Source organism: Candidatus Legionella polyplacis, from assembly GCF_002776555.1.
Lineage (GTDB): Bacteria > Pseudomonadota > Gammaproteobacteria > Legionellales > Legionellaceae > Legionella_E > Legionella_E polyplacis.
In genome coordinates this window covers 121,394-142,180 of record NZ_CP021497.1, presented here as the reverse complement: position 1 = coordinate 142,180, position 20,787 = coordinate 121,394, and the positions used below count along the sequence as shown (strand labels likewise).

Here is a 20,787-nt window from a genome sequence, read left to right as displayed (position 1 = left end):
TTAATATATATAATATAAATATATTGAATTAAAGGAGATTTGTAGAAATATGGCTAGATATCTTGGACCAAAATGTAAATTATCACGTAGAGAGAATTTAGATTTATATTTAAAAAGTGGTATACGTGATTATAAGAGTAAATGTAAATATGATAGTTTACCTGGAAAAAAATCTGGAATTAAATCTAGATTAAGTGATTATGGGATTCAATTAAGAGAGAAACAGAAAATTAAAAGATTGTATGGAGTTTTAGAAAGACAGTTTAGAAATTATTATAAAAAAGCTGCTATGAAAAAGGGTTCAACTGGTGAAAATTTAATACAGTTTCTTGAAAGACGTCTTGATAATGTGGTTTATCGAATGGGTTTTTCTAGTACTAGAGCAGAATCTAGGCAGTTAGTGAGTCACAAATGTATATTAGTGAATGGAAAAATTATTAATATAGCATCATATCTTTTATCGATAAATGATATCGTTTGTATTAGTGAAAAAGCAAGAAATCAAGATAGGATTAAATCTGCTATTAATTTTTCTAAACAAAAAATAAGTTTTAATTGGTTAAAAGTTAATGCAAGTGAATATAGTGGAGTTTTTTGTTCTTATCCGTCGATGAGTGATTTATCTTCTGATTACAATATAAATTTAGTAGTTGAGCTTTATTCAAAATAATTATTATTTTTTTTGGAGATATATAAATGTATAATAAAATTAATGAAATGTTAGTTCCGTCTGCATTGAGGGTATCTTCAGATTCTGTAAATTATTCTAAAATTATTCTTGAACCTTTAGAAAGAGGTTATGGTCATACTTTAGGCAATGCTCTTAGAAGAATTCTTTTATCTTCTATGCCTGGAAGTGCTATAGTTGAAGTAAATATTGAAAATGTAGCTCATGAATATAGTAAAATTGATGGAGTTAGAGAAGATGTGGTAAATATACTACTTAATTTAAAACAGATTGCTGTAAAAATGGTGACTAGCAAAGAAGAGGTTATTTTACATTTAAAGAAACATGGTCCATGTGAAGTTGTTGCTGGTGATATAGAATTAGTTAATGGCGTAGATATTATGAATCCGGATTTAGTTATTGCAACTTTAAATGAAAGTGGATATTTAAATATGTCATTAAAGGTTATAAAAGGTATTGGATTTTATTCTTCGGAATCTTGTATAGGTTATCATGATAAAGAGGAAAATAATATGAATAAATCTATTGGAGTTTTAAAAATAGATAATATATTTTCTCCAGTAAAAAAAGTATCTTATTTTGTTGATAGTACTAGGGTACGAAATAGAACTAATCTTGATAAGTTAATTATTGAGTTATATACAAATGGTACTATTAATCCAATGGAAGCAATTGAAATGTCTGCGTATATTTTGAAAAGACAATTACAAGCGTTTATTAATATAAAGATTGAAGAGCCTGAAAAAATTGAAAAGAAAGAATCTTCTTTTATGTTTGATCCTATATTATTGCGTTCAGTTGATGATTTAGATTTAACTGTAAGGTCAGCAAATTGTTTAAAAGCAGAAAATATTCATTTTATAGGTGATTTAGTACAAAAAACAGAATCTGAATTATTAAAAACTCCTAATTTAGGGAAAAAATCTATGAATGAAATTAAAGATGTTCTTGCATCTCGTTCTTTATCTTTGGGTATGACTATTAAAAATTGGATTTCTCCTAATAGTAAAGATCAAAAATAAATGTATGGTTATTTTTTAGTAAATATTTTGATGTTGTTGTTAAAATATAAAGTGATATATTATACTTGTTTTGTAAGTTTTTATATAAAAGTGTTTTGTTAATTATAGATTGGAGGATATTGTGCGTCATAGATGTGGTAGAAATAATTTTAATAGATTAAGTAGTCATAAGAAATTAATGTTTTTTAATATGTGTGTTTCTTTAATAAAAAATGAAATTATAAAAACAACTTTATATAAAGGTAAGGAGTTACGTAAATATATAGAGCCAATTATTACTATTAGTAAAAAAGATTCTGTATCTGCTCGTCGTAGTGTTTTTAATAAGTTAAGATCAAAGGAAGTTGTTAAAAAATTATTTAATGTTTTAGGTCCTAGGTATATGAATAGGTCAGGTGGTTATACTAGGATATTAAAATGTGGATATAGATCTGGAGATAATACTTTAATGGTTGTAGTTATGTTAGTTAAATAAAAAAATGTTTTTATGGTTGTATGTTATGCAATAATGTTTATTTAGAATGGGATTTCATCGTTTAATTCGTTATTTAATTCTTCATTTATTTCATCAAAGATATTTTTTGATAGTTCATTCTTTATCTTTACATTTTCTACAGGAAAATTATTTTCAGTACTAGTAGATTTTTTAGAATTATTTTGTTGTATATTTTTTTCAGGAATTTCAGATATTATAGTTTCAGATAGATTATTATTTTTATTTCCCAATATGTTTAGGTCATTGGCAATAATTTCTGTTATATATTTATCTTTTCCTTCTGAATCTTGCCATTTTCTTGTTCTTAGACTTCCTTCTATATAAATTTTAGATCCTTTTTTTATATATTCTCTTACGATTTCTCCGAGTTTATTAAAAAATACTATTCTGTGCCATTCTGTTTTTTCTTGTTTTTCAAATGTTTGTTTGTTTTTCCATATCTCATTTGTTGCTAATGAAAGTGTTGCAACCGGGTTTCCATTGGACATGTATCTGATTTCTGGAGTGTTTCCTACATTTCCTATCAATATTACTTTATTTATTCCTCTAGACATTTTTAAAATTTGATAATTAATTTTTTTATTATTTTAAAACAAATTATAAATAGATTCAATTTTTTTTTATAATAAATAAATTACATATTGTCAATTTATATAGTATATTTTTTTTTATTTGATTATTATTGATATATATATAAAGTTTTTTTTCTTTTTTTGATAAAGAAATTTTTTTTATTCCTGGAATTTTATTTATTTTCTTAAAAAATTTAATTTTATTTTTATTACTAATAATAATACAATTATTATTAGTATATTTATTATTTTTTTTATAAAAATTCAAAAATTTTATAGGCAAGATTAATAACCTTATATTTGGTTCTATGTAAAAACAAATAATTATCCATATTAGAGATATGCATGCATTAGTTATAAATATTCCTATTATACCTATATTAGAATCTAATATTCCACTAAATAATCCTCCAATAAAAATTCCTAAAAATTGGCTACTAGAGTATATTCCAATGGCTGTTCCCTTAGTTGAAGGATATGCTTGTTTTGATATCAAAGATGGAAGGTTTGCTTCTAAGATATTAAAAGAAATGAAATATATTAATGTAAGCAAAAATAATAATGAGTAGGAGTATTGATTTAAAAATGTTAAAAATATTTGTGAAATTTCAATAATAATTACTGAATATAATATTGTTTTTTTTGTCAATTTATTTTTTTCGGTAAAAAATATTATTGGAATAGTAATTATTGATGTAAGAATTATTAGTTTGAAATAAAAGATCCATTGTTCATTTTGTTTTTCTTTAAATAAATATAAATTTTTTAGTATTATTGGTAATGCATAAAATGTTGTAGTTAAAATAAAATGATGTATAAATATACTTAAATTTAGTTTTTGTAGATTTTTATTTTTTATAACTGTATTTAATATATGTAAGAAAGTTTGATTTTTTGTTAGGTAAAATATTTTTTTATTAGGGTTTGGTACTGAGATATGTAATAAAATTATACCAATAATGGGTAATATTGTTGATATATAAAATATACTTTTTAATTGAAAATAATAGGTAATAATTGGACTTATGATTATAGCAATGTTAAAAGTAATTCCAATATTAATTCCTATTATAAGCATAGATTTAGTTATTTCTTCTTCTAAGACTAAATCAGATAGCAATGCAATTAAAATACTACCTATTGCTCCAAATCCTTGTAAACTTCTAGCAAAGATCATAGTATAAATTGAATTACTTAAAGCAGCTATTAAACTTCCAATAGAAAAACAAAACAAATTAATTGTAAGTATTATTTTTCTATTGTAATAATCAGATAAAATCCCCATTGGAATTTGCATTATTCCCTGAGTTAGTCCATAAATTCCAAAAGCGATTCCTATTAGTGTATGATTTGCATATTTTAATTTAGATGATAAAACTGTAAAGATAGGAAATAACATAAATAATCCGAACATACGGAATGAAAAAATAATTGAGATTGGTAATGAGATTTTGATCCAGTTATATTTTATATTCATTGTTTTTTATAGTTTTAGATAGTATTTGATAAATGTATAAAAGTGTTATAGTAATATAAGATTTAAATTTTTACTAATTTTATTGATGAAATTTTTATGATTTATATAGATTATTTATCTTAATGTGGTAAAAATTTTGTAGTATTTCTGTATGTTAAAATTAATATTTTTAATGAGATTAAAAAATTGTTTTGTATATAATAAAAAATGTTATTTTTAAATTTTGATTTTTAAATATTACATTATTTGCAAAACTCCTTCATATACTATTTTTGCTGGACCTGTAATATATATAGGACTATATATTGAAGGCCAATATACTGATAATTTTCCATTTGAAAAAAGTACATTAATTTTTTTTTTAAGGTTAAAAAATATTTTTGCTATAATTGCTGATGCTATAGCTCCACTTCCACAAGATTTAGTTTCTCCGCATCCCCTTTCATATACACGAATTTTAATATAATTAGAATTAATGATTTGCATAAATTCTACATTGGTTTCCTCTTTAAAAAATGAATGTTTACTGATTTGTTTTCCTATTTTTTTTATAGAGATTTTATTAATATTTTTTTTAACTATAATTGCATGTGGATTTCCAATATCTATTGTATATATTTTATATTTTAGTGTTTTTTTTACAAATAATGTATGAAAGTGGTTTTTTTTGAAGTAATCAAAAGATTTAATAATATTTATTAATTTAGGTTTTTTTATAATAGTAGTTATTGTTTTTTTTTGATTTAAAAATGTTATACTTTTAGTAAATTTTGTGGCAATAGTAATTCTTTTTTTTTGAGTAATATTGTTATGAGTTATAAATTTATATAAACAACGTACTCCATTGCAACATTGGAATACTTCCTTACCATTACTATTGTATATAGTATATAAAAAATCAATTTTTTTGTCATTACTTTTTTTTAAGATTATACATTGGTCAAATCCTATACCTGTATGACGATTTGCAATTTTTGTTATATATTTTTTTGTAAGTGAAATTTTGTTATAAATTCCATTTATGATGATAAAATCGTTTCCTAAGCTGTGCATTTTAGTAAAATTAATTTTCATTAGGTATATTTGAAAAATTATGTTTTTTTTATAAAAAAAGTAATGCTTTTAATTATAAATTTATATTTATTATTATTTAGTAATAATATATATTTTTTGTATTACTTGTATTTTAGTTTTAATTTTATATTTTAGTTGATTTGTGTATTTTGATTATTGATTATTTTAGTAATGTTTTTTGTTAACCTTCAAATATTTTAATAGGAGAATATTATTTTGATTTATTGTTAATTTTATTTTTTTTAATAAAATCTTCTAATTGTTGTTGTAAAAATTCTACTTTTTCTCTTGTTTTTTCAAGTACTTTTGTTTGAATTTCAAATTCTTCTCTTGTGACTATATTTAAATGTATTAATATGTTTTGTATAGTGTTTTTTAATTTTTTGTAGAAATTATTTTCTAGCATTTTGTTATGTGATGGTTAGTTGGTTTTTATACTAATATTTTTATAAATTTTATTAATTGTCTGTATTTTTATTTTTTGTCAATCTATTTAATAGATGTGTAATTTGTTGTTGATTTTTAAAAGTTTATTTCTTATTTTTAAAATATTAATATTTTAATTATGTTTTTTGTATATAGTTCAATTAATTTTATTATGGGAAGGATAACATATTATTGTTATTTATAACAGGATTTATTTTTATGCAATTATTTTATAATATGTTGAATATTGTGTAATTATTAGGTTAATACTTATATCCCAATGATTTTTATTAATGTGATGTATATATTGTGTATCGTAGGCTACACCTATTAGAGTGGGTATATTTTTTTTATATGATAATGTTCTATCATAGTATCCATAACCCATTCCTAGTCGGTTACAATTTTTATCAAAAGCTACAATTGGAATAAAGATAATATCTAATTTTTTTAGAGCTATTTTTTTTGATTTTTTACAGTCTGGTTCTAAGATATTATATTTATTTTTTATAAAAGGAGTATTAGATTTTGCTTGTAAAAAAGATAATGTTTTATTTTTTTTCATAAAAGGAAAATAACATTTTTTTTTATTAAGTAAAGAATATAACCATAGTGGATTAAGGTTTATTTCTCCTTTTATTGGCCAATATAAAGCAATATTTTTAGATAAGTAATATTTTTTTAATAAAGAAATTTTTTTGCATATTATATTAGATACTAGATTTTGATAAAAAATTGGAAATGATTTTCTTATTTTTTGTTGTTTTTCTCTTAAAGAATTATATTTTTTTTTAGAATTTTGAATAATCATAATTTATATATAAATAAAAATGATATTTTAATGTTTATGAAATTATTAAATTGTTCTAAATTTAAAATTAGTTTATTTTATATCTGAGTGAGGTGTTGTGTATATAATTAAAATTAAGATATATATTTTTTATTATTATAAAATATAAATAATACAATTATTTATATTTGAGAAGTTTTATTTTTTGTTTTTAGGTATTTATAAAAATTATTTAGTGTAAAGTATTAGAAATTATGTATAATAATGTCTTATTAATAATTAATTAAGGATAAAATAATATATTTTATTGTTGTACAAATTAGTTTTTTGGATAAAAAATATATTTACGTATTATTATATAATATTTAAAATTGAAATGTTTTTATGTTTTATAGTTTTAAATAGAGATTCCATAGTTTTAAATAGGAGAATAGATGAATTGGAATAATTCGTCAAATAAGGATAAAGATCCGTGGAATGGAAAAAGATATCCTCCTGATTTAGATGAGATTTGCAAAAAATTTTATAGAAAATTTAATGAATTATTTTTTAGATTTTTTGGTAAAATAAATAAGACAAATAATTTTTTTACTTTAAAAAAAGGAAAATTTATTTTTTTAATGTCTATTTTAGTAGTATTTATTTTATGGGTATTATCAGGAATATTTATTGTAAATCCAGCTGAAGAGGCTGTTATTTTAAGATTTGGAAAATATATTAAAACTGTTGGTCCTGGTCCTCATTGGATACCATATTTATTTTCTTATAAGGTGATAAAGAATGTAGATAGGATTTTGGATTATTCGTATTCTGCGCAAATGTTAACTAGAGATGAGAATTTGGTATCAGTATCTTTAGCGGTACAATATAGAATTGGTGATTTAAGAGCTTATTTATTTAATGTAGTTAATCCTGAAGAGAGTTTACAACAAGCTACTTCAAGTGCATTGCGTCAGGTTGTGGGAAATACTTCTCTTGATCAAATTATTACTGCAGGACGAGAAATATGGGGAAAAAATGTAAAAGAAACTTTAATTAAAATAATTAGTAGATATAAAACTGGTATTTATATTACTAATGTTTCTCCTCAGCCAGCTCGTGCTCCAGAGAATGTTCAAGATGCATTTGATGATGCTATTAAAGCTCAGGAAGATGAAAAACGTTTTAAAGAGCAAGCTCTGGCTTATCAAGCCAAAGTAATTCCTATAGCTGAGGGAAAAGCTAAGCGTATTATTAAAGAAGCAATAGCTTATAGTAAGCAATTGGTTTTACAAGCTAAAGGAGAAGTATCTGAATTTTTATATTTATTACCAGAATATAAAATGTCTCCTAAAATTATTGCTAAACGTATGTATTTAGATATGATGCAGTCTGTGTTAAAGAAAGTTAGTAAGATTGTTATTGATATTGATTCGAGAAACTTTATTTATTATCCTTTAAATAAATTATTATTATCTAATAGTTTTGTTAAAAAAAAAATGATTTTGGATGAATATAAAGTAAAAAATAAAATAAATAATGGTAATTTAAATAAAATATTTATTAAAGATAAAAATTTTAGAAAGATTTATCGTTCTATTAGGGTTAATAATGGAATTTATGAAAATAACTAAAACATTTTTCAGTGTTATTTTATTATTATTAATAATAATGTTTTTATTGTTTGGCTTTTTTGTAATCAAAGAGGGTAGTAATGGTATTTTGTTACGTTTAGGTAGATTAGTTTTAGATAATAATAAAAAAAGAGTAAGAATATATCATCCAGGGTTACATATTAAGATTCCGTTTATTGATAATGTTTATGTATTTGATACAAGATTGAAAACTTTAGATATAAAATCATCTAGAATTGTAACAAAAGAAAAGAAAGATGTAATTGTTGGATATTATGTTAAATGGAAGATCATTGATTTAGGTAGGTATTTTATATATACTGGTGGTGATGAGCTAAAAACAAATTCTTTATTATCCCAACAGTTGAATACATCTATCAGAGCTGAATTTGGAAAGCATGTAATTTCTGAAGTGGTTTCAGAGGAAAGAGATGATATTAATGAGATTTTAAGAAAAAAAGCTAAAAAACAGGCAGATGATTTTGGTATTGAAATTATAGATGTAAGAATAAAAGGAATAGAATTTCCAAATAATACTAGTAATGCTATTTATCAATTAATGCGTGCTAATATGAAAAAAATTGCTAATCGTCATAGGGCTGATGGTAATTCTATTGCAGAAGAAATTTTAGCTTCTGCGGATGCAAGGGTTATTGTTTTGCTTGCTAAAGCAAAAAGTGAAGCTCAGATTATTAGGTCACATGGTAAAAATAGGGCTTTTAAGATTTATTTGCAAGCATTTAAAAAAAATTTAGATTTTTTTTCTTTATACCAGTATTACAAGACATATAAGAATATTTTTTATAGTAGTAGAGATTTATTTATTTTAGATGGAAAAAGTAAATTTTTTAAATATTTTGTTGATCCTTCTTTATATATAAAGAATTTTAATGAAAATTAAATAACATATATAAGATTATTTATAATTTTTTATTAAAGAAGTGATGAACTATGTATATTTCTATATTAATAGAAATTAATTTTTTTTAAGATAAAATGGAGGATTAATTTTTATAATGATTGATAGTTTTTTTTCAGCTCTTGCGTTGGTATTTGTTTTAGAAGGCTTGATGTTATTCATATTTTCTGAAAAATGGAAAAGGTCATTGCAAAAAATTATCAATCAAGAGGAAAAAACATTAAAAATAGTTGGATTTATTAGTATGTTAATTGGAGTATTTTTATTGACCATAATACATCAATTATTTGAGTAATGATATAATTTTATGATGAAAAATATTGTGATTATAGGAATGCAATTTGGTGATGAAGGAAAAGGTAAAATTATTGATGTACTAACAAAATATATTCATGTTGTTGTACGTTATCATGGTGGACATAATGCTGGTCATACTTTAAATGTAAATAATGAAAAAACCATATTAAGAATAATACCATCTGGTATTTTAAGAGAAAATATTCAGTGTTATATAGGGAATGGAGTGGTAATATCTCCAGATATTTTGTTTAATGAGATAAGTATGTTGGAAAATAGAGGTATTAGTGTAAAGGAAAGATTACATGTTAGTCAATCTTGTTTTTTAGTATTACCAAATCATGTTGCATTAGATTATGCAAGGGAGAATTTTAAAAATTCAATTTTTAAAATTGGTACTACTGGATGCGGTATTGGTCCTGCATATGAGGATAAGATAGCAAGAAGATCTATAAGGGTTATTGATCTTTTTCATTTAGATAAAACAACTAAAAAAATAGTTTCATTATTAAACTATCATAACTTTATATTGAAAAATTATTATTGTTGTTCAGAAATTAATTTGGATCAGTTATTAGAAACAATTGAGTCTTGGTCATATAAATTTAAAGAGTTAACTTGTGATGTTACTAGTTCTTTGCATAATCATAGAAAGAATAATGATTCAATTTTATTTGAAGGAGCTCAGGGATTTTTTCTTGATGTTGATCATGGTACATATCCTTTTGTAACTTCTTCAAATTCTTGCGTAGGTAGTGTAGTTAATGGGGCTGGATTTGGTCCTTTGTATTTAAATTATATATTAGGAATTACTAAATCATATACAACTAGAGTGGGAAACGGTCCATTTCCAACTGAACTTACAAATAATATTGGTAAAATACTATCGGTTCGTGGATTTGAGTTTGGATCGATTACAGGTAGACCTCGTCGTTGTGGATGGATTGATATTGTATTGTTGCGTCGTTCTATTGAAATTAATAGTATTACTGGAATTTGTATTACTAAATTAGATGTTTTAGACGGTTTATCTAGTATTTGTATTGCAGTAAAATATTATGATTTAAAAAAAAGAAAATTACTAAAGTATCCACCGCAATGTGTAGAAGATTTTCTAAATATAAAACCTGTATATGAAGAAGTTCCTGGTTGGAATAAAAGTACTGCTGGTATTAAAGAATTCAATCAATTACCAATGAATGCTATATTCTATATTAGAAAAATAGAATCTTTGTTGGAAGTACCTGTTGTTATGATATCAACAGGTCCTGAAAGAGATTCAGTAATTTTTGTAAGTGATTTATTCAAAAGATTATAAAAAAGTTTTAAAAAAAGGATTTTTTATATTTGTTATATATTATAATAATAATTTATGAATATATAATATGATGTTTAAAATATTTATTAAATAATTTTAAATTTTATTAAAAATAATAAATATAAATTTTTTGTTATAAAAGATTTATTTTATTATACCCCGGAGAGGATTTGAACCTCTAATCTACCCGTTAGGAGTGGGTTGCGTTATCCAATTACGCTACCGGGATTAAAAATTTATTTTAAATAGTTATTATATAGAATATTTTTAATATAATTTTATTTAAAAAAAATATATTTTAATTAATAAATTTTTTATTAAGTGAGATTATATTTTTAGTAATTATTAGTCTAATAAATTTGATTAAGATTTTTCTTTTAAAATTATGTATATTTTAGTATAGAAGTATTGTTATTTTTAAATTGATTTTTAGTTATTTAAATAATTTAAAATTAGAATGAATTATTGATAGATTTAAATTTCCAATAAATTAATAGATTTTTGTTTAGGTAAAAAATTCCACAATAAATTGAATATTTATGATTGTTTGTAATTAATTTGGCATAATCATTAATTTGTTTTATATGATGTTTTTTGTTGTTGAGATTTCCTGTTTTATAGTCAATAATCCAGGATTTATTTTGATAAATAAACATTCGATCAATAATTTTTGTTGAAATTTTTTTATTTATTTTAACTAGCATTTTATATTCATTTTTTTCTTTATAGTGATTTTTAAATATCCATTTTGCAATAGGATTGTTAAATGTTTTTTTTATTGTTAGTAGTATTTGTTTGTAAATTGTTTTTTGTTCGATTAAATCTAATCCTAGACTTTTAAGTTGTTTTTTAACGTTATTCCATGGTAGTTGTTTTATTGTATTTGGATGATTATTACAAATCCATTCTAATAATTCATGTATTATTGTTCCTATTTCTTTTTTATTGATAGAATTTGTAATATGGATTTTTATTTTATTTGTTTTACATGAAATACTCTTCTTATTAATATATGAAGGATTTATATAATATTTTTGAGGTAATTTATACAATAAAGATTGGATTTTATAAGTTTTAATATTTGTTTTTAAATTTTGTTTATTTAATATAAATTTTTGTTTTTTTAATAGTGAACGAAAAGAAAATTGTGATTCTTTTTTTTTATGGTCAAATAAATATATATTTTTTTTAGCGCGTGTTAATGCTACATATAAAAGACGTTGTAATTCGTAGAAATCTTTTTTTTTGTCTATATTTTTAATATAGTCATATAGTGATATATGTTTTTTATTGTAAATGTTTTCTATAGGATATATTAATGGTGATTTAGAAAAATTTTTTTCTGGAATTTTTAAATAACGAAATAGTGGGTTAATGTTTTTGTTTGTTGCATAACTTAAGTAAGGCAAGATGATAGAATCAAATTCTAATCCTTTTGCTTTATGTATAGTCATTATTTCTATTTGTGATGTAGTATATTTATGAGAATATAATTTTTTTAATTCTTTTTCTATTACATTTAAATTGATAAATTTTCCTTCAACATTAAATTGTTCAATTAGTTCCCAGAATTTTTCCAAATCTTCTTCTTCTTCTTGTGTAAGAATATGTTTTATGTGAAGTTTTTTAAGTATATTTATTATCCAATGTACTAGTGGTTGTTGATATCTTTGATTTAAAGCATTATGGATGTGTTTGAAAATAAATTTTGTACGATATTTTCCTTCGTTACTAATTTTTGGAATGTTATCTATTTTTAATAATGTTTGGTAAATAGATTTTTTTTGTGAAAAATTAGCAATGTGATATATGTCAGATATGGATAGTCCACAAAATTGACTTCTTAGTAAAGCTAGCCATGTTAATCGATTTCCTGGAAGTAATAGAACTTGAGTCAATATCCATATGTCTTGTATATGAGGTAAATTTAATATAGGATTGATTTCAGTTCCATGAAATAAAATATTGTTTTTTTTTAATGAATTAATAATTTGAGGTAATTGAGATCTAGATCGGATAAGTATAGCAATTTTATCTTTAGGGTTTTTTTTAGTTTCTTGTTTTATTAAATTAGCAATTGCTTCAGATTCTTCGGTAAAATTATTATATGATTTAGAATAAATATTGCTTTCTTTATTATAATTAGTACTTATTGAAGGAGAAAACTTAACAGCGCCATATTTATTATTATTGGATGTTGGAAAAATATTAGTGCAATATTTATTTATCCAATTGGTTAAATTAATAGTAGATCGAAAATTATATTTTAATTGTAATGATTTAATTTTTATATGTGCAATTCCTTCTTTCTTGATTTTTTCAAATAGTCCAACTTCTGCTTGTCGGAATCGATAAATTGATTGCATTGGATCTCCAACTAGAAATACAGTTTTTTTATTTGTTTTTTTATTTGTTCTCCAGTTTTTAATTATTTTTTTAAATAATTTATATTGTTGTATTGAAGTATCTTGAAATTCGTCAATTAATAAATGATGTATATTATTTTTGATGTAATTTGATAGATCATAAAGTTGGTTTTTATTTTTAAATGCTAATAATATTTCTTGAGAGATATATGAAAAATCAACTGTATTGTTTTGGTAAAAAATTGTATGTAAATGTGTAATTAGATTTGGCAATAAGATGTATAATGATTGAAGAATTTGCCATTGCTTTTTGGGATAATGTATAGATGGTAGATTTTTAATTTTGATAAGAATTTTACAAAATTTTGGTAATGTTTGTAGTATGTTTAAGATGTTTTTATTTTCGTTTTTCAAAAAATTATATGTTTTATTATCATAATTATTTTTTTTAAATCCTACATGATGATTAATTTTTTTTCTTAGTTGATTTTTAGAATTTATTAATAAAAAAGATAAACTTTTTGCTATGTGTTGATTTATTTTAGTATAATGATTCCATTTTTTTAATATTTGTAATTTTGGTAAAATTTTTTTATTAGAATTTATGATTTTTATTACAAAAGAAAAAATTTTTTTCCAATATATTGTTGATATGCTATTTTTTAAATTAGAAATTTCTTTTTTTTCAATAAAAGAAAGTATTTTTTCATAATATGTTTTATTGATATGTTGTTGTTTAAATATAAATGACATCCATTGTTCTCTATTGGATAGTAGATTGATTAGTAGTGTAAATAATTTATTTTGATTGTTATTTACATGTTGTAAAATTAGTTTTAAATGATTTTTTAGATCAATATGTTTTGTAATTTTATAAAAAAAATTTTTAACTGCTTTTTCATATAAATGTTGAGGTTTATCTGTAATATAAAATTGTGTAATTTGTGTATTTTTTTTAGGAAAAATTTTGTATAAATCGAGACATAATGCATCTATTGTGAGTATACGTAATTTATGTAATTGATATAGGATATTTTTATTTTTATTTAGTTTTAATGCTTTTTTTGCATAATCAATAGTATTTTTTTGATATGTGTCATATGTATTATTTTTAATAGAATTTTTATTTTCAATAATATGTTGTATTATGTTTATAATACGATTTCGTATTTCATTAGCTGATTTTTTGGTAAATGTTATTATTAATATATATTCTGGTTTTTTTGTAACTGATAAGAGTTTTAAATAGCGTTGTATTAGTAATTCTGTTTTTCCAGATCCTGCTGGTGCTTGTACTATATAAGAATGGGATGTATTAGTAGCTTCTATTCTATAAAGTTGATCTTTTATTTTCATATAAGTTAGATCTTAATTTAAATTATTTAATAGTTAAAAATTTATTTTTTTTTAGTATAGAAATTAAGAATTTTTATTAGTTAATATTTTCAATATTTTATTGTATTTAGTAATTTTTTATTAAATATTAGTTGTACGGTTAGGTTTTATAATAATTTTATTTTTAAATTTTTATGTTTTCTATAAGTTTATTATGTAAGATTTTATATAAATATTTACTATTTAGTTTTTTTTTAATTACAAAATTAAAATATATTTTTTCAGGGTTTAAATAGATAGTTTTTATTTTTTTAGAATTGAATATATTCATGATGATAGAATTTATTTGGTAAAATAAATAGTTAATATTATTACCAATTATAGTAATAATACTGCAATCTTTTATTAATTGAATTTTTTCTATTTTTTTTATTTTATTAAGAAAATAATTTAAATGGTGTTTTTTTTGATTGTTTTTAAATTTATTTTTTAAATAAAGAATTGTATTAGGTTTTAAATAAAATAATGATTTTATTTTAAATTTATATAGGTTAATAATTGAAATAATATTTAGTATTGATTTTATATTTTTCTGTGTATGTATTTTTATTACATTAATATGGTCTTGTATTTGTATAGATTTAATGGGCAAAATTTTTGAGCAAGTTTTTTTAGATATATATGTTCCTATGTGTTGTGGCTTGTAAATATTTCTGATTATAATAGGAATGTTATATTTTTTAACTGGAAATATGCAGTTAGGATGTAAAATACTATTTCCAATAGATATGATTTTTTGTGTTTCGTTATAATTTAAATTATTTAATAATTTTGCATATGGGAAGATGTTAGGATTAATTGTAAAAAGTCCAGGTACATCTTTCCAGATTTCGCAGTAATTAACTTTTAATATAGAAGATAGTAGTGTTGCCGAGGTATCTGAACTATTTCTTCCTAATAACACTGTATCTCCATTTGGATTAGATGCAATAAATCCTTGAGTAATAATACTTTCAGCTCCGGAATTAATAAATTGTTTTTTAAGTACTTTATTTTTTTGAATTTTATAATAAGCGGAAAGGTAATTTTTTGTATTTTTTCCTGGAATTGGGGTTGATATTAATGCTTTTCGTATATCATACCATATGCAATTAATTCCTTTTTTTTTTAAAAAAGCACATCCTATTCGTGTAATCATAAATTCTCCTAAACTTAAAATTTGAGCTTTTATTTTTGCTGAATTTTTTTTAATTAAAAAAATGTTTTTAAGTAGTTTTTTTAATTTTTTTAGGTCTAATGCAATAATTTTTGATGGCAATTTTAGAGAATGAGTTAATTGTGTATGACGAAATTTAATTTCAGTTTCTATATTTTGATAATATTTTCCACTTATAGCTAATGTTGTTGCTTTTTCTAGTTTATTGGAAATATTTTTAATGGCTGAACAAACAATAATTGGTTGTTTTCCATTTTTAATGTGATTTTTTATTATTAGTGCAATGTTTTCCCAAGTTTCAATTGAAGAGACACTGGATCCTCCAAATTTTACTACTAATTGATGCATTTTAATATTTTTTATTTAAGTTTTAAATTATTTATAATTTTTATAAAAAAGTGTGTATGATACTTAATTGGTATTATTAAATTTTATGTTAAAGTATAAAACATTTTGTTTAAATTTATTTTATAAATGAATTAAATATTGTAATTATTTTATTAATTTATGAATAAATATTTGTTTGTTTTTTGGTTGATAACTTTATATTATATATAAATGAATATATTTTATTGATATATTTTGTGCTTAAATATGTAGTTTCTTACTAGTTTAGGAATATATTTTTTTATTATTTTTTTATTTAAATATTTTCTTATTAATCTAGAAGATATGTAAATAGAATTTATATTAAAAAAATATATACAACCATGTGTATTATGGTGTAATAAGTTAAAATCAAGTATCTTATGTTTATGGATTAATGCTTTTATTGTTTTTGAATAATTTATAGTAATTCCTGCTCTGTTTATTATTATTAAATTTGATAAATTTAATATTTTTTTCCAAGAAAACCAAAATTGTATTGTATTAAATACATCTGTTCCCATAACCATAGATATGGGAGTATGAATTCCAAATTTATTTCGTAAATATTTTAATGTTACATATGTATATGACGGTGTTTTCTTGTTTAATTCATAATAATTAATAGAAAAATTTTTTTTGTTTTCAAGAAAAGCTAATTTTAACATTTCTATACGTTGCATATCTGTAGCAAAATTTTTATGATATTTGAATTTTGAGTGTTTACATGGTACAAATAAGATTTTTTTAAAATTTAAATTATTTTGAATGTTATTAGCAACATTAATATGTCCATTATGAATTGGATCAAATGAACCTCCATAAATGATAATACTATTGTTTTTCATTAGTTAAATTTGTTCCTATTAATTTATTACAGCATAAAGAAAGTGTTATGTTTTCTAACATATTCCAAAATATTTTCTTTGAATTAAATTGTGTATTTATATTTAAATGAATATTTATACATTGTTGTAATAATATTAGTAATATTTTTTTATTAATATTTTTTAGAAAAGTTTTATATGAATTGTTGTATTGTCCTAAAATTTTTAAATTAGTATTAGTTTTGTTAAGAAAAATTATGTTTTTTAATCGGATTATTTTTTTAATTTCATTAGTTAATAAATATAGAATATTAATTAATTTTGTTTCTTCATATTTATTTTGAAAAAAATTTATTATTTTATATGGATTTTTTGTTAATAAAATTTTAATAAAATTATTTGAACTGTAGTAGTGAGAATCTAAAATTTTTTTTGCTTCAAATAACGTAATTGATTTATTTTTTTTTAATATAAAAAAAAGTTTTAAAATTTTTGAACAAGTATATATATTTTTTTTTGAATATTTCCAAATGATGTATGGTATTTTTGTATCAAATTGGATGTTTTTGTTGTTCAATTGTTGAGAAATCCAATTGTAAATAATTTTTAAGGATATTTTTTTTATTTCAATTATTTTAATTTTATTAGAATTACTAAATTCTTTAAGCTGTGATTTAATTAGAAATGGAAAATGTAGTGCTAGTACACAATATGGATTGATAGATTTTATGCATTGTTTTATAAGTTTTTTTTCTTCAATATTTAGTTTTTTTTCATTAAAAAAAATATTAAAAATAAAAGTTTTATATAACAATGGATAGATTGAGATTTTTTTTTGAATGTGAATTAATTCTGATATTTTTTTTGTAAAAATATTAATTGTTTCATATTGTTTATTAGAAATTAATAGTGTTTGTATATATTTTTTGTAAAATCTTAAAAAGATAGCTTCATTTCCAATAAAAAAGTAAATTTTATTCGAAAAATCATTTGTTGTCTTTATATTATTCATAATTTTTTATATAGATATTTTATTTTTTAGTGGAAAGTAATTTACAAAACTTTTTAATAAATGAAAAGAATTTTTTAATTTAAATTAATTAAAGTTATTTTTATTTAAATAAATTGTCAGTTATATTTATTTTAAAGGTTTTTATAAATTGCAAAATATTTTAAATTAATAGTAATAAAATATTATTATTTTACAATTAAATTTATTATTTTTTTATTAACGATATAAATCATATTTTCGATTTTTTTTTCTTTTAAATATTTTTTCATATGTAGTTTTGTTAAAGATAATAATTTTTGTTTTGAAATATTTTTTGGTGTTTTTAAGAAAGATTTAAATTTTCCATTTATTTGTATAAAAATTTTTTCCTCATTAAAGTTAACAATTTTTTTATTTATTTTTGGCCATTTTGCATTGACTATGATATTTTTAAATCCTAAATTGATCCATAAAATATGGCAAATGTGTGGCGCAATTGGAGCTAATACTCTTAATAATATACTTGTACTAATATAAATAAGATATTTATCTTCTTTTGTATTAATAGTAAATTTAGTCATTTTTTTAAAAAGTTTCATTGAGTTTGATACAATTGTGTTAAATTTATAATTTTTATAACTGAAATTGATTTTTTCTAAACTTTCGTATATGAAAGAATAAAATTTTTTTAATTTGTGTTCAGATTTTTCTAATTTTAGAAAATCATCATTTATAGTTGAATTGTTCAGTTTTAAATATAATTCTCTGTTTTTGTATAAAAAATTCCAAAGTTTTGTTAGAAATTTATATATTCCTTTTATGGTATTACTAGAAGACCATTCTAAATTTTGTTCTGGAGGAGCTAGAAATATAATAAATAGTCGTGTTGCATCAGCTCCGTATTTGTCGATTAAATCATTTACATTTATTGTGTTTCCCAATGATTTAGACATTTTATGTCCATCTTTTATAACCATTCCTTGAGTAAGTAATTTTTTAAATGGTTCATTATATTTTACTAATTTTTCATCTCTCATGAGTTTATAGAAAAATCTAGAATATAATAAATGCATAACAGCATGTTCAATTCCTCCAATATATTGATCGACTGGCATCCAATAGTGAGTTTCATTATCAGTCATTGAATTATTTTTTGTGGAACAAGTAAATTTAATATAATACCAAGAAGATTGAAAAAACGTATCTAAAGTATCTGTATCTCTAGTAGCATTTTTTTTACATTTATAACATTTTATTTTATAAAAATTAGGAAAATTAGATAAAGATAGTTTTGTATGTTTGAAAGAATTTATTTTAGGTAAAATTACTGGTAAATGTTTTTTTTGAACTGGGATTATACCGCATTGATTGCAATGAATCATTGGGATAGGAGTTCCCCAGTATCGTTGCCTAGATATACTCCAATCTCTAATACGTAAGTTGATAGAAGTATTTCCGTAACCATGTTTTATTAAGAAATGGATAATTTTTTCACTTGCTTTTTTTGAAGATAAGTTATTAAATTGTCCTGAATTTGTTAAATAACCTTCTTTTGTAAATGCGGATTGATTATAATCGTGTTTTGATCTATTAAAAGGAACAATAACTTCTTTTATAGGTATATTGTTTTGCTTTGCAAATTCCCAATTACATTGATCGTGTGCTGGTGCTACCATTATTGCTTTTAAATTATATTGCATTAATATAAAATTAACTATCCAAATAGGAATTTTTTTTTTAGTAATTGGGTGGATTGCAATAATATGAGTTTTTATTCCATATTTTTTTGAGGTAACTATATTTTCTTCTGTTATTGCTGTTTTATAGCATTTTTTAATGAAATTACTAATATTTTTATCTTGTTTTGCAATTTCTTTTGCTAAAAAATGGTCAGGAGCTATAGCTATATATGTTACTCCCATAATAAGATCTAATCTTGTTGTATATATTTTTAATAATTTTGTATTATGGTTAATTTGAAAATTAATTTCGTATCCTTTCGATTTTCCTATCCAATTATATTGCATTTGTTTTACTTTATTAGGCCATTTGTTTAATGTATTTAAATTTTTTAATAATTCATTTGCATATGAAGTTATTTTGATAAACCATTGTGATATTTCTTTTTGTTCTATTATAGCTCCTGATCTCCATCCTTTTCCGTTAATTACTTGTTCATTAGCTAATACTGTTTTATCTACTGGATCCCAATTAACAAGAGTTTTTTTTCTGTAGATAAGTCCTTTTTTATATAATTTAATAAAAAACCATTGTTCCCATTGGTAATAATTTGGATCGCATGTATTGATTTCTCTATTCCAATCATATGAGTTTCCTAATTTTAACAGTTGTTTTTTCATACGTTTTATATTATTCTCTGTCCATTTTTGTGGATTAATTTTGTGTTTTATAGCAGCATTTTCAGCTGGGAGACCAAATGCATCCCATCCAATTGGATGTAGTACATTTTTTCCTAACGATCTTTGATATCTAGCTATGATATCACTTATTGTGTAATTACGTACATGTCCTATATGTAAATCTCCACTTGGATATGGAAACATAGATAAGCAGTAGAATTTTTTTTTATTTGAATCTTTAAAAACATTAAAAATTTTTTTTTCTTTCCAATATTTTTGAGTAGTTTTTTCAATTTTTTTTGGAAGGTAGTTTATATCCATTTTATATATTTAATAAAATAAATTTTGTGATTGAAATAAAAGTTTTATTTTTTAATATTTTTTTATATATTTATTATTATTGAATAAGTTCTAGAGATAATTGATTTTGAATAATTATAAATGATAATAATAAAATATAAAATATAATTTTATTAATACATTAAAAAAAATGATAGTATATAAAGTGTTATTTATTATTTTTTAGATAAAAATTAAAAATATTATGAATATAATTAATATTTATACGTTTTTGTATAGATGTATATTCATAATTATTCAACGTTAGATATTTTTTTTGAGAAACTTAATTTAA

Annotated in this window: 17 protein-coding genes and 1 tRNA gene; 7 read left to right on the top strand and 11 right to left on the bottom strand. The window is 21.4% G+C overall.

Annotated features, from left to right (window positions below):
* Window positions 1-49: 49 nt before the first annotated feature.
* The 3 genes from rpsD to rplQ all read left to right on the top strand — a co-directional run bounded on the left by rpsD (window position 50) and on the right by rplQ (window position 2,185).
* Window positions 50-670 (top strand): 30S ribosomal protein S4, encoded by a 621-nt coding sequence (gene rpsD, locus CCU22_RS00685; protein WP_100114695.1) that lies wholly within the window; start codon window positions 50-52, stop codon window positions 668-670.
* A 26-nt stretch (window positions 671-696) separates the two neighbouring features.
* Entirely contained in the window at window positions 697-1,710 is a 1,014-nt protein-coding gene (locus tag CCU22_RS00680) for a DNA-directed RNA polymerase subunit alpha (protein ID WP_100114694.1), read from the top strand.
* Window positions 1,711-1,831: 121 nt separating this feature from the next.
* Window positions 1,832-2,185: a 50S ribosomal protein L17 gene (rplQ, locus tag CCU22_RS00675; protein ID WP_100114693.1), complete on the top strand. Its 354-nt coding sequence runs from the start codon at window positions 1,832-1,834 to the stop codon at window positions 2,183-2,185.
* 41 nt (window positions 2,186-2,226) lie between these two features.
* Here the strand turns inward: rplQ and ssb are convergent, their stop codons facing one another.
* The 5 genes from ssb to CCU22_RS00650 all read right to left on the bottom strand — a co-directional run bounded on the left by ssb (window position 2,227) and on the right by CCU22_RS00650 (window position 6,566).
* Complete coding sequence (gene ssb / locus CCU22_RS00670; RefSeq protein ID WP_100114692.1) at window positions 2,227-2,760, bottom strand: single-stranded DNA-binding protein; 534 nt, start codon at window positions 2,758-2,760, stop codon at window positions 2,227-2,229.
* Between the two features lie 55 nt (window positions 2,761-2,815).
* On the bottom strand, window positions 2,816-4,255 hold the full coding sequence (locus CCU22_RS00665) for an MFS transporter (protein ID WP_100114691.1): 1,440 nt from the start codon (window positions 4,253-4,255) through the stop codon (window positions 2,816-2,818).
* 237 nt (window positions 4,256-4,492) lie between these two features.
* A complete protein-coding gene (gene dapF / locus CCU22_RS00660) occupies window positions 4,493-5,329 on the bottom strand; it encodes a diaminopimelate epimerase (protein ID WP_100114690.1) in 837 nt (278 codons plus the stop codon).
* A gap of 211 nt (window positions 5,330-5,540) precedes the next feature.
* Complete coding sequence (locus CCU22_RS00655) at window positions 5,541-5,735, bottom strand: accessory factor UbiK family protein (protein ID WP_100114689.1); 195 nt, start codon at window positions 5,733-5,735, stop codon at window positions 5,541-5,543.
* 237 nt (window positions 5,736-5,972) lie between these two features.
* Complete coding sequence (locus CCU22_RS00650; protein WP_100114688.1) at window positions 5,973-6,566, bottom strand: 5-formyltetrahydrofolate cyclo-ligase; 594 nt, start codon at window positions 6,564-6,566, stop codon at window positions 5,973-5,975.
* A 413-nt stretch (window positions 6,567-6,979) separates the two neighbouring features.
* Here CCU22_RS00650 and hflK point away from each other — a divergent pair, with 413 nt between their 5' ends.
* The 4 genes from hflK (at window position 6,980) to CCU22_RS00630 (ending at window position 10,692) form a co-directional block, all read left to right on the top strand.
* On the top strand, window positions 6,980-8,158 hold the full coding sequence (hflK, locus tag CCU22_RS00645; RefSeq protein WP_100114687.1) for an FtsH protease activity modulator HflK: 1,179 nt from the start codon (window positions 6,980-6,982) through the stop codon (window positions 8,156-8,158).
* Window positions 8,145-9,059, top strand: coding sequence for a protease modulator HflC (gene hflC / locus CCU22_RS00640; protein WP_100115022.1), 915 nt, complete (start codon window positions 8,145-8,147; stop codon window positions 9,057-9,059). Before hflK ends, hflC begins: the two co-directional genes overlap by 14 nt.
* Before the next feature lie 115 nt (window positions 9,060-9,174).
* A complete protein-coding gene (locus CCU22_RS00635) occupies window positions 9,175-9,372 on the top strand; it encodes a DUF2065 domain-containing protein (RefSeq protein ID WP_100114686.1) in 198 nt (65 codons plus the stop codon).
* A gap of 12 nt (window positions 9,373-9,384) precedes the next feature.
* Window positions 9,385-10,692: an adenylosuccinate synthase gene (locus tag CCU22_RS00630; protein WP_100114685.1), complete on the top strand. Its 1,308-nt coding sequence runs from the start codon at window positions 9,385-9,387 to the stop codon at window positions 10,690-10,692.
* Window positions 10,693-10,847: 155 nt separating this feature from the next.
* Here CCU22_RS00630 and CCU22_RS00625 read toward each other — a convergent pair.
* From CCU22_RS00625 to leuS, 6 genes are all read right to left on the bottom strand, one after another.
* Window positions 10,848-10,921: transfer RNA gene (locus tag CCU22_RS00625), tRNA-Arg, on the bottom strand.
* 223 nt (window positions 10,922-11,144) lie between these two features.
* Window positions 11,145-14,414: a UvrD-helicase domain-containing protein gene (locus CCU22_RS00620; protein WP_100114684.1), complete on the bottom strand. Its 3,270-nt coding sequence runs from the start codon at window positions 14,412-14,414 to the stop codon at window positions 11,145-11,147.
* A 163-nt stretch (window positions 14,415-14,577) separates the two neighbouring features.
* Window positions 14,578-15,957 carry an aspartate kinase gene (locus tag CCU22_RS00615; RefSeq protein WP_100114683.1) on the bottom strand — a complete coding sequence of 460 codons (1,380 nt, stop codon included), beginning with the start codon at window positions 15,955-15,957 and terminating at the stop codon, window positions 14,578-14,580.
* A 221-nt stretch (window positions 15,958-16,178) separates the two neighbouring features.
* Window positions 16,179-16,823 (bottom strand): nicotinate (nicotinamide) nucleotide adenylyltransferase, encoded by a 645-nt coding sequence (gene nadD / locus CCU22_RS00610; protein ID WP_100114682.1) that lies wholly within the window; start codon window positions 16,821-16,823, stop codon window positions 16,179-16,181.
* Window positions 16,810-17,814, bottom strand: a complete 1,005-nt coding sequence (locus CCU22_RS00605) for a hypothetical protein (RefSeq protein ID WP_100114681.1) — start codon at window positions 17,812-17,814, stop codon at window positions 16,810-16,812. Before CCU22_RS00605 ends, nadD begins: the two co-directional genes overlap by 14 nt.
* A gap of 185 nt (window positions 17,815-17,999) precedes the next feature.
* The gene (gene leuS, locus CCU22_RS00600; protein ID WP_100114680.1) at window positions 18,000-20,474 is read right to left on the bottom strand and encodes a leucine--tRNA ligase; all 2,475 of its coding nucleotides are present in this window, start codon (window positions 20,472-20,474) and stop codon (window positions 18,000-18,002) included.
* Window positions 20,475-20,787 lie beyond the last annotated feature (313 nt).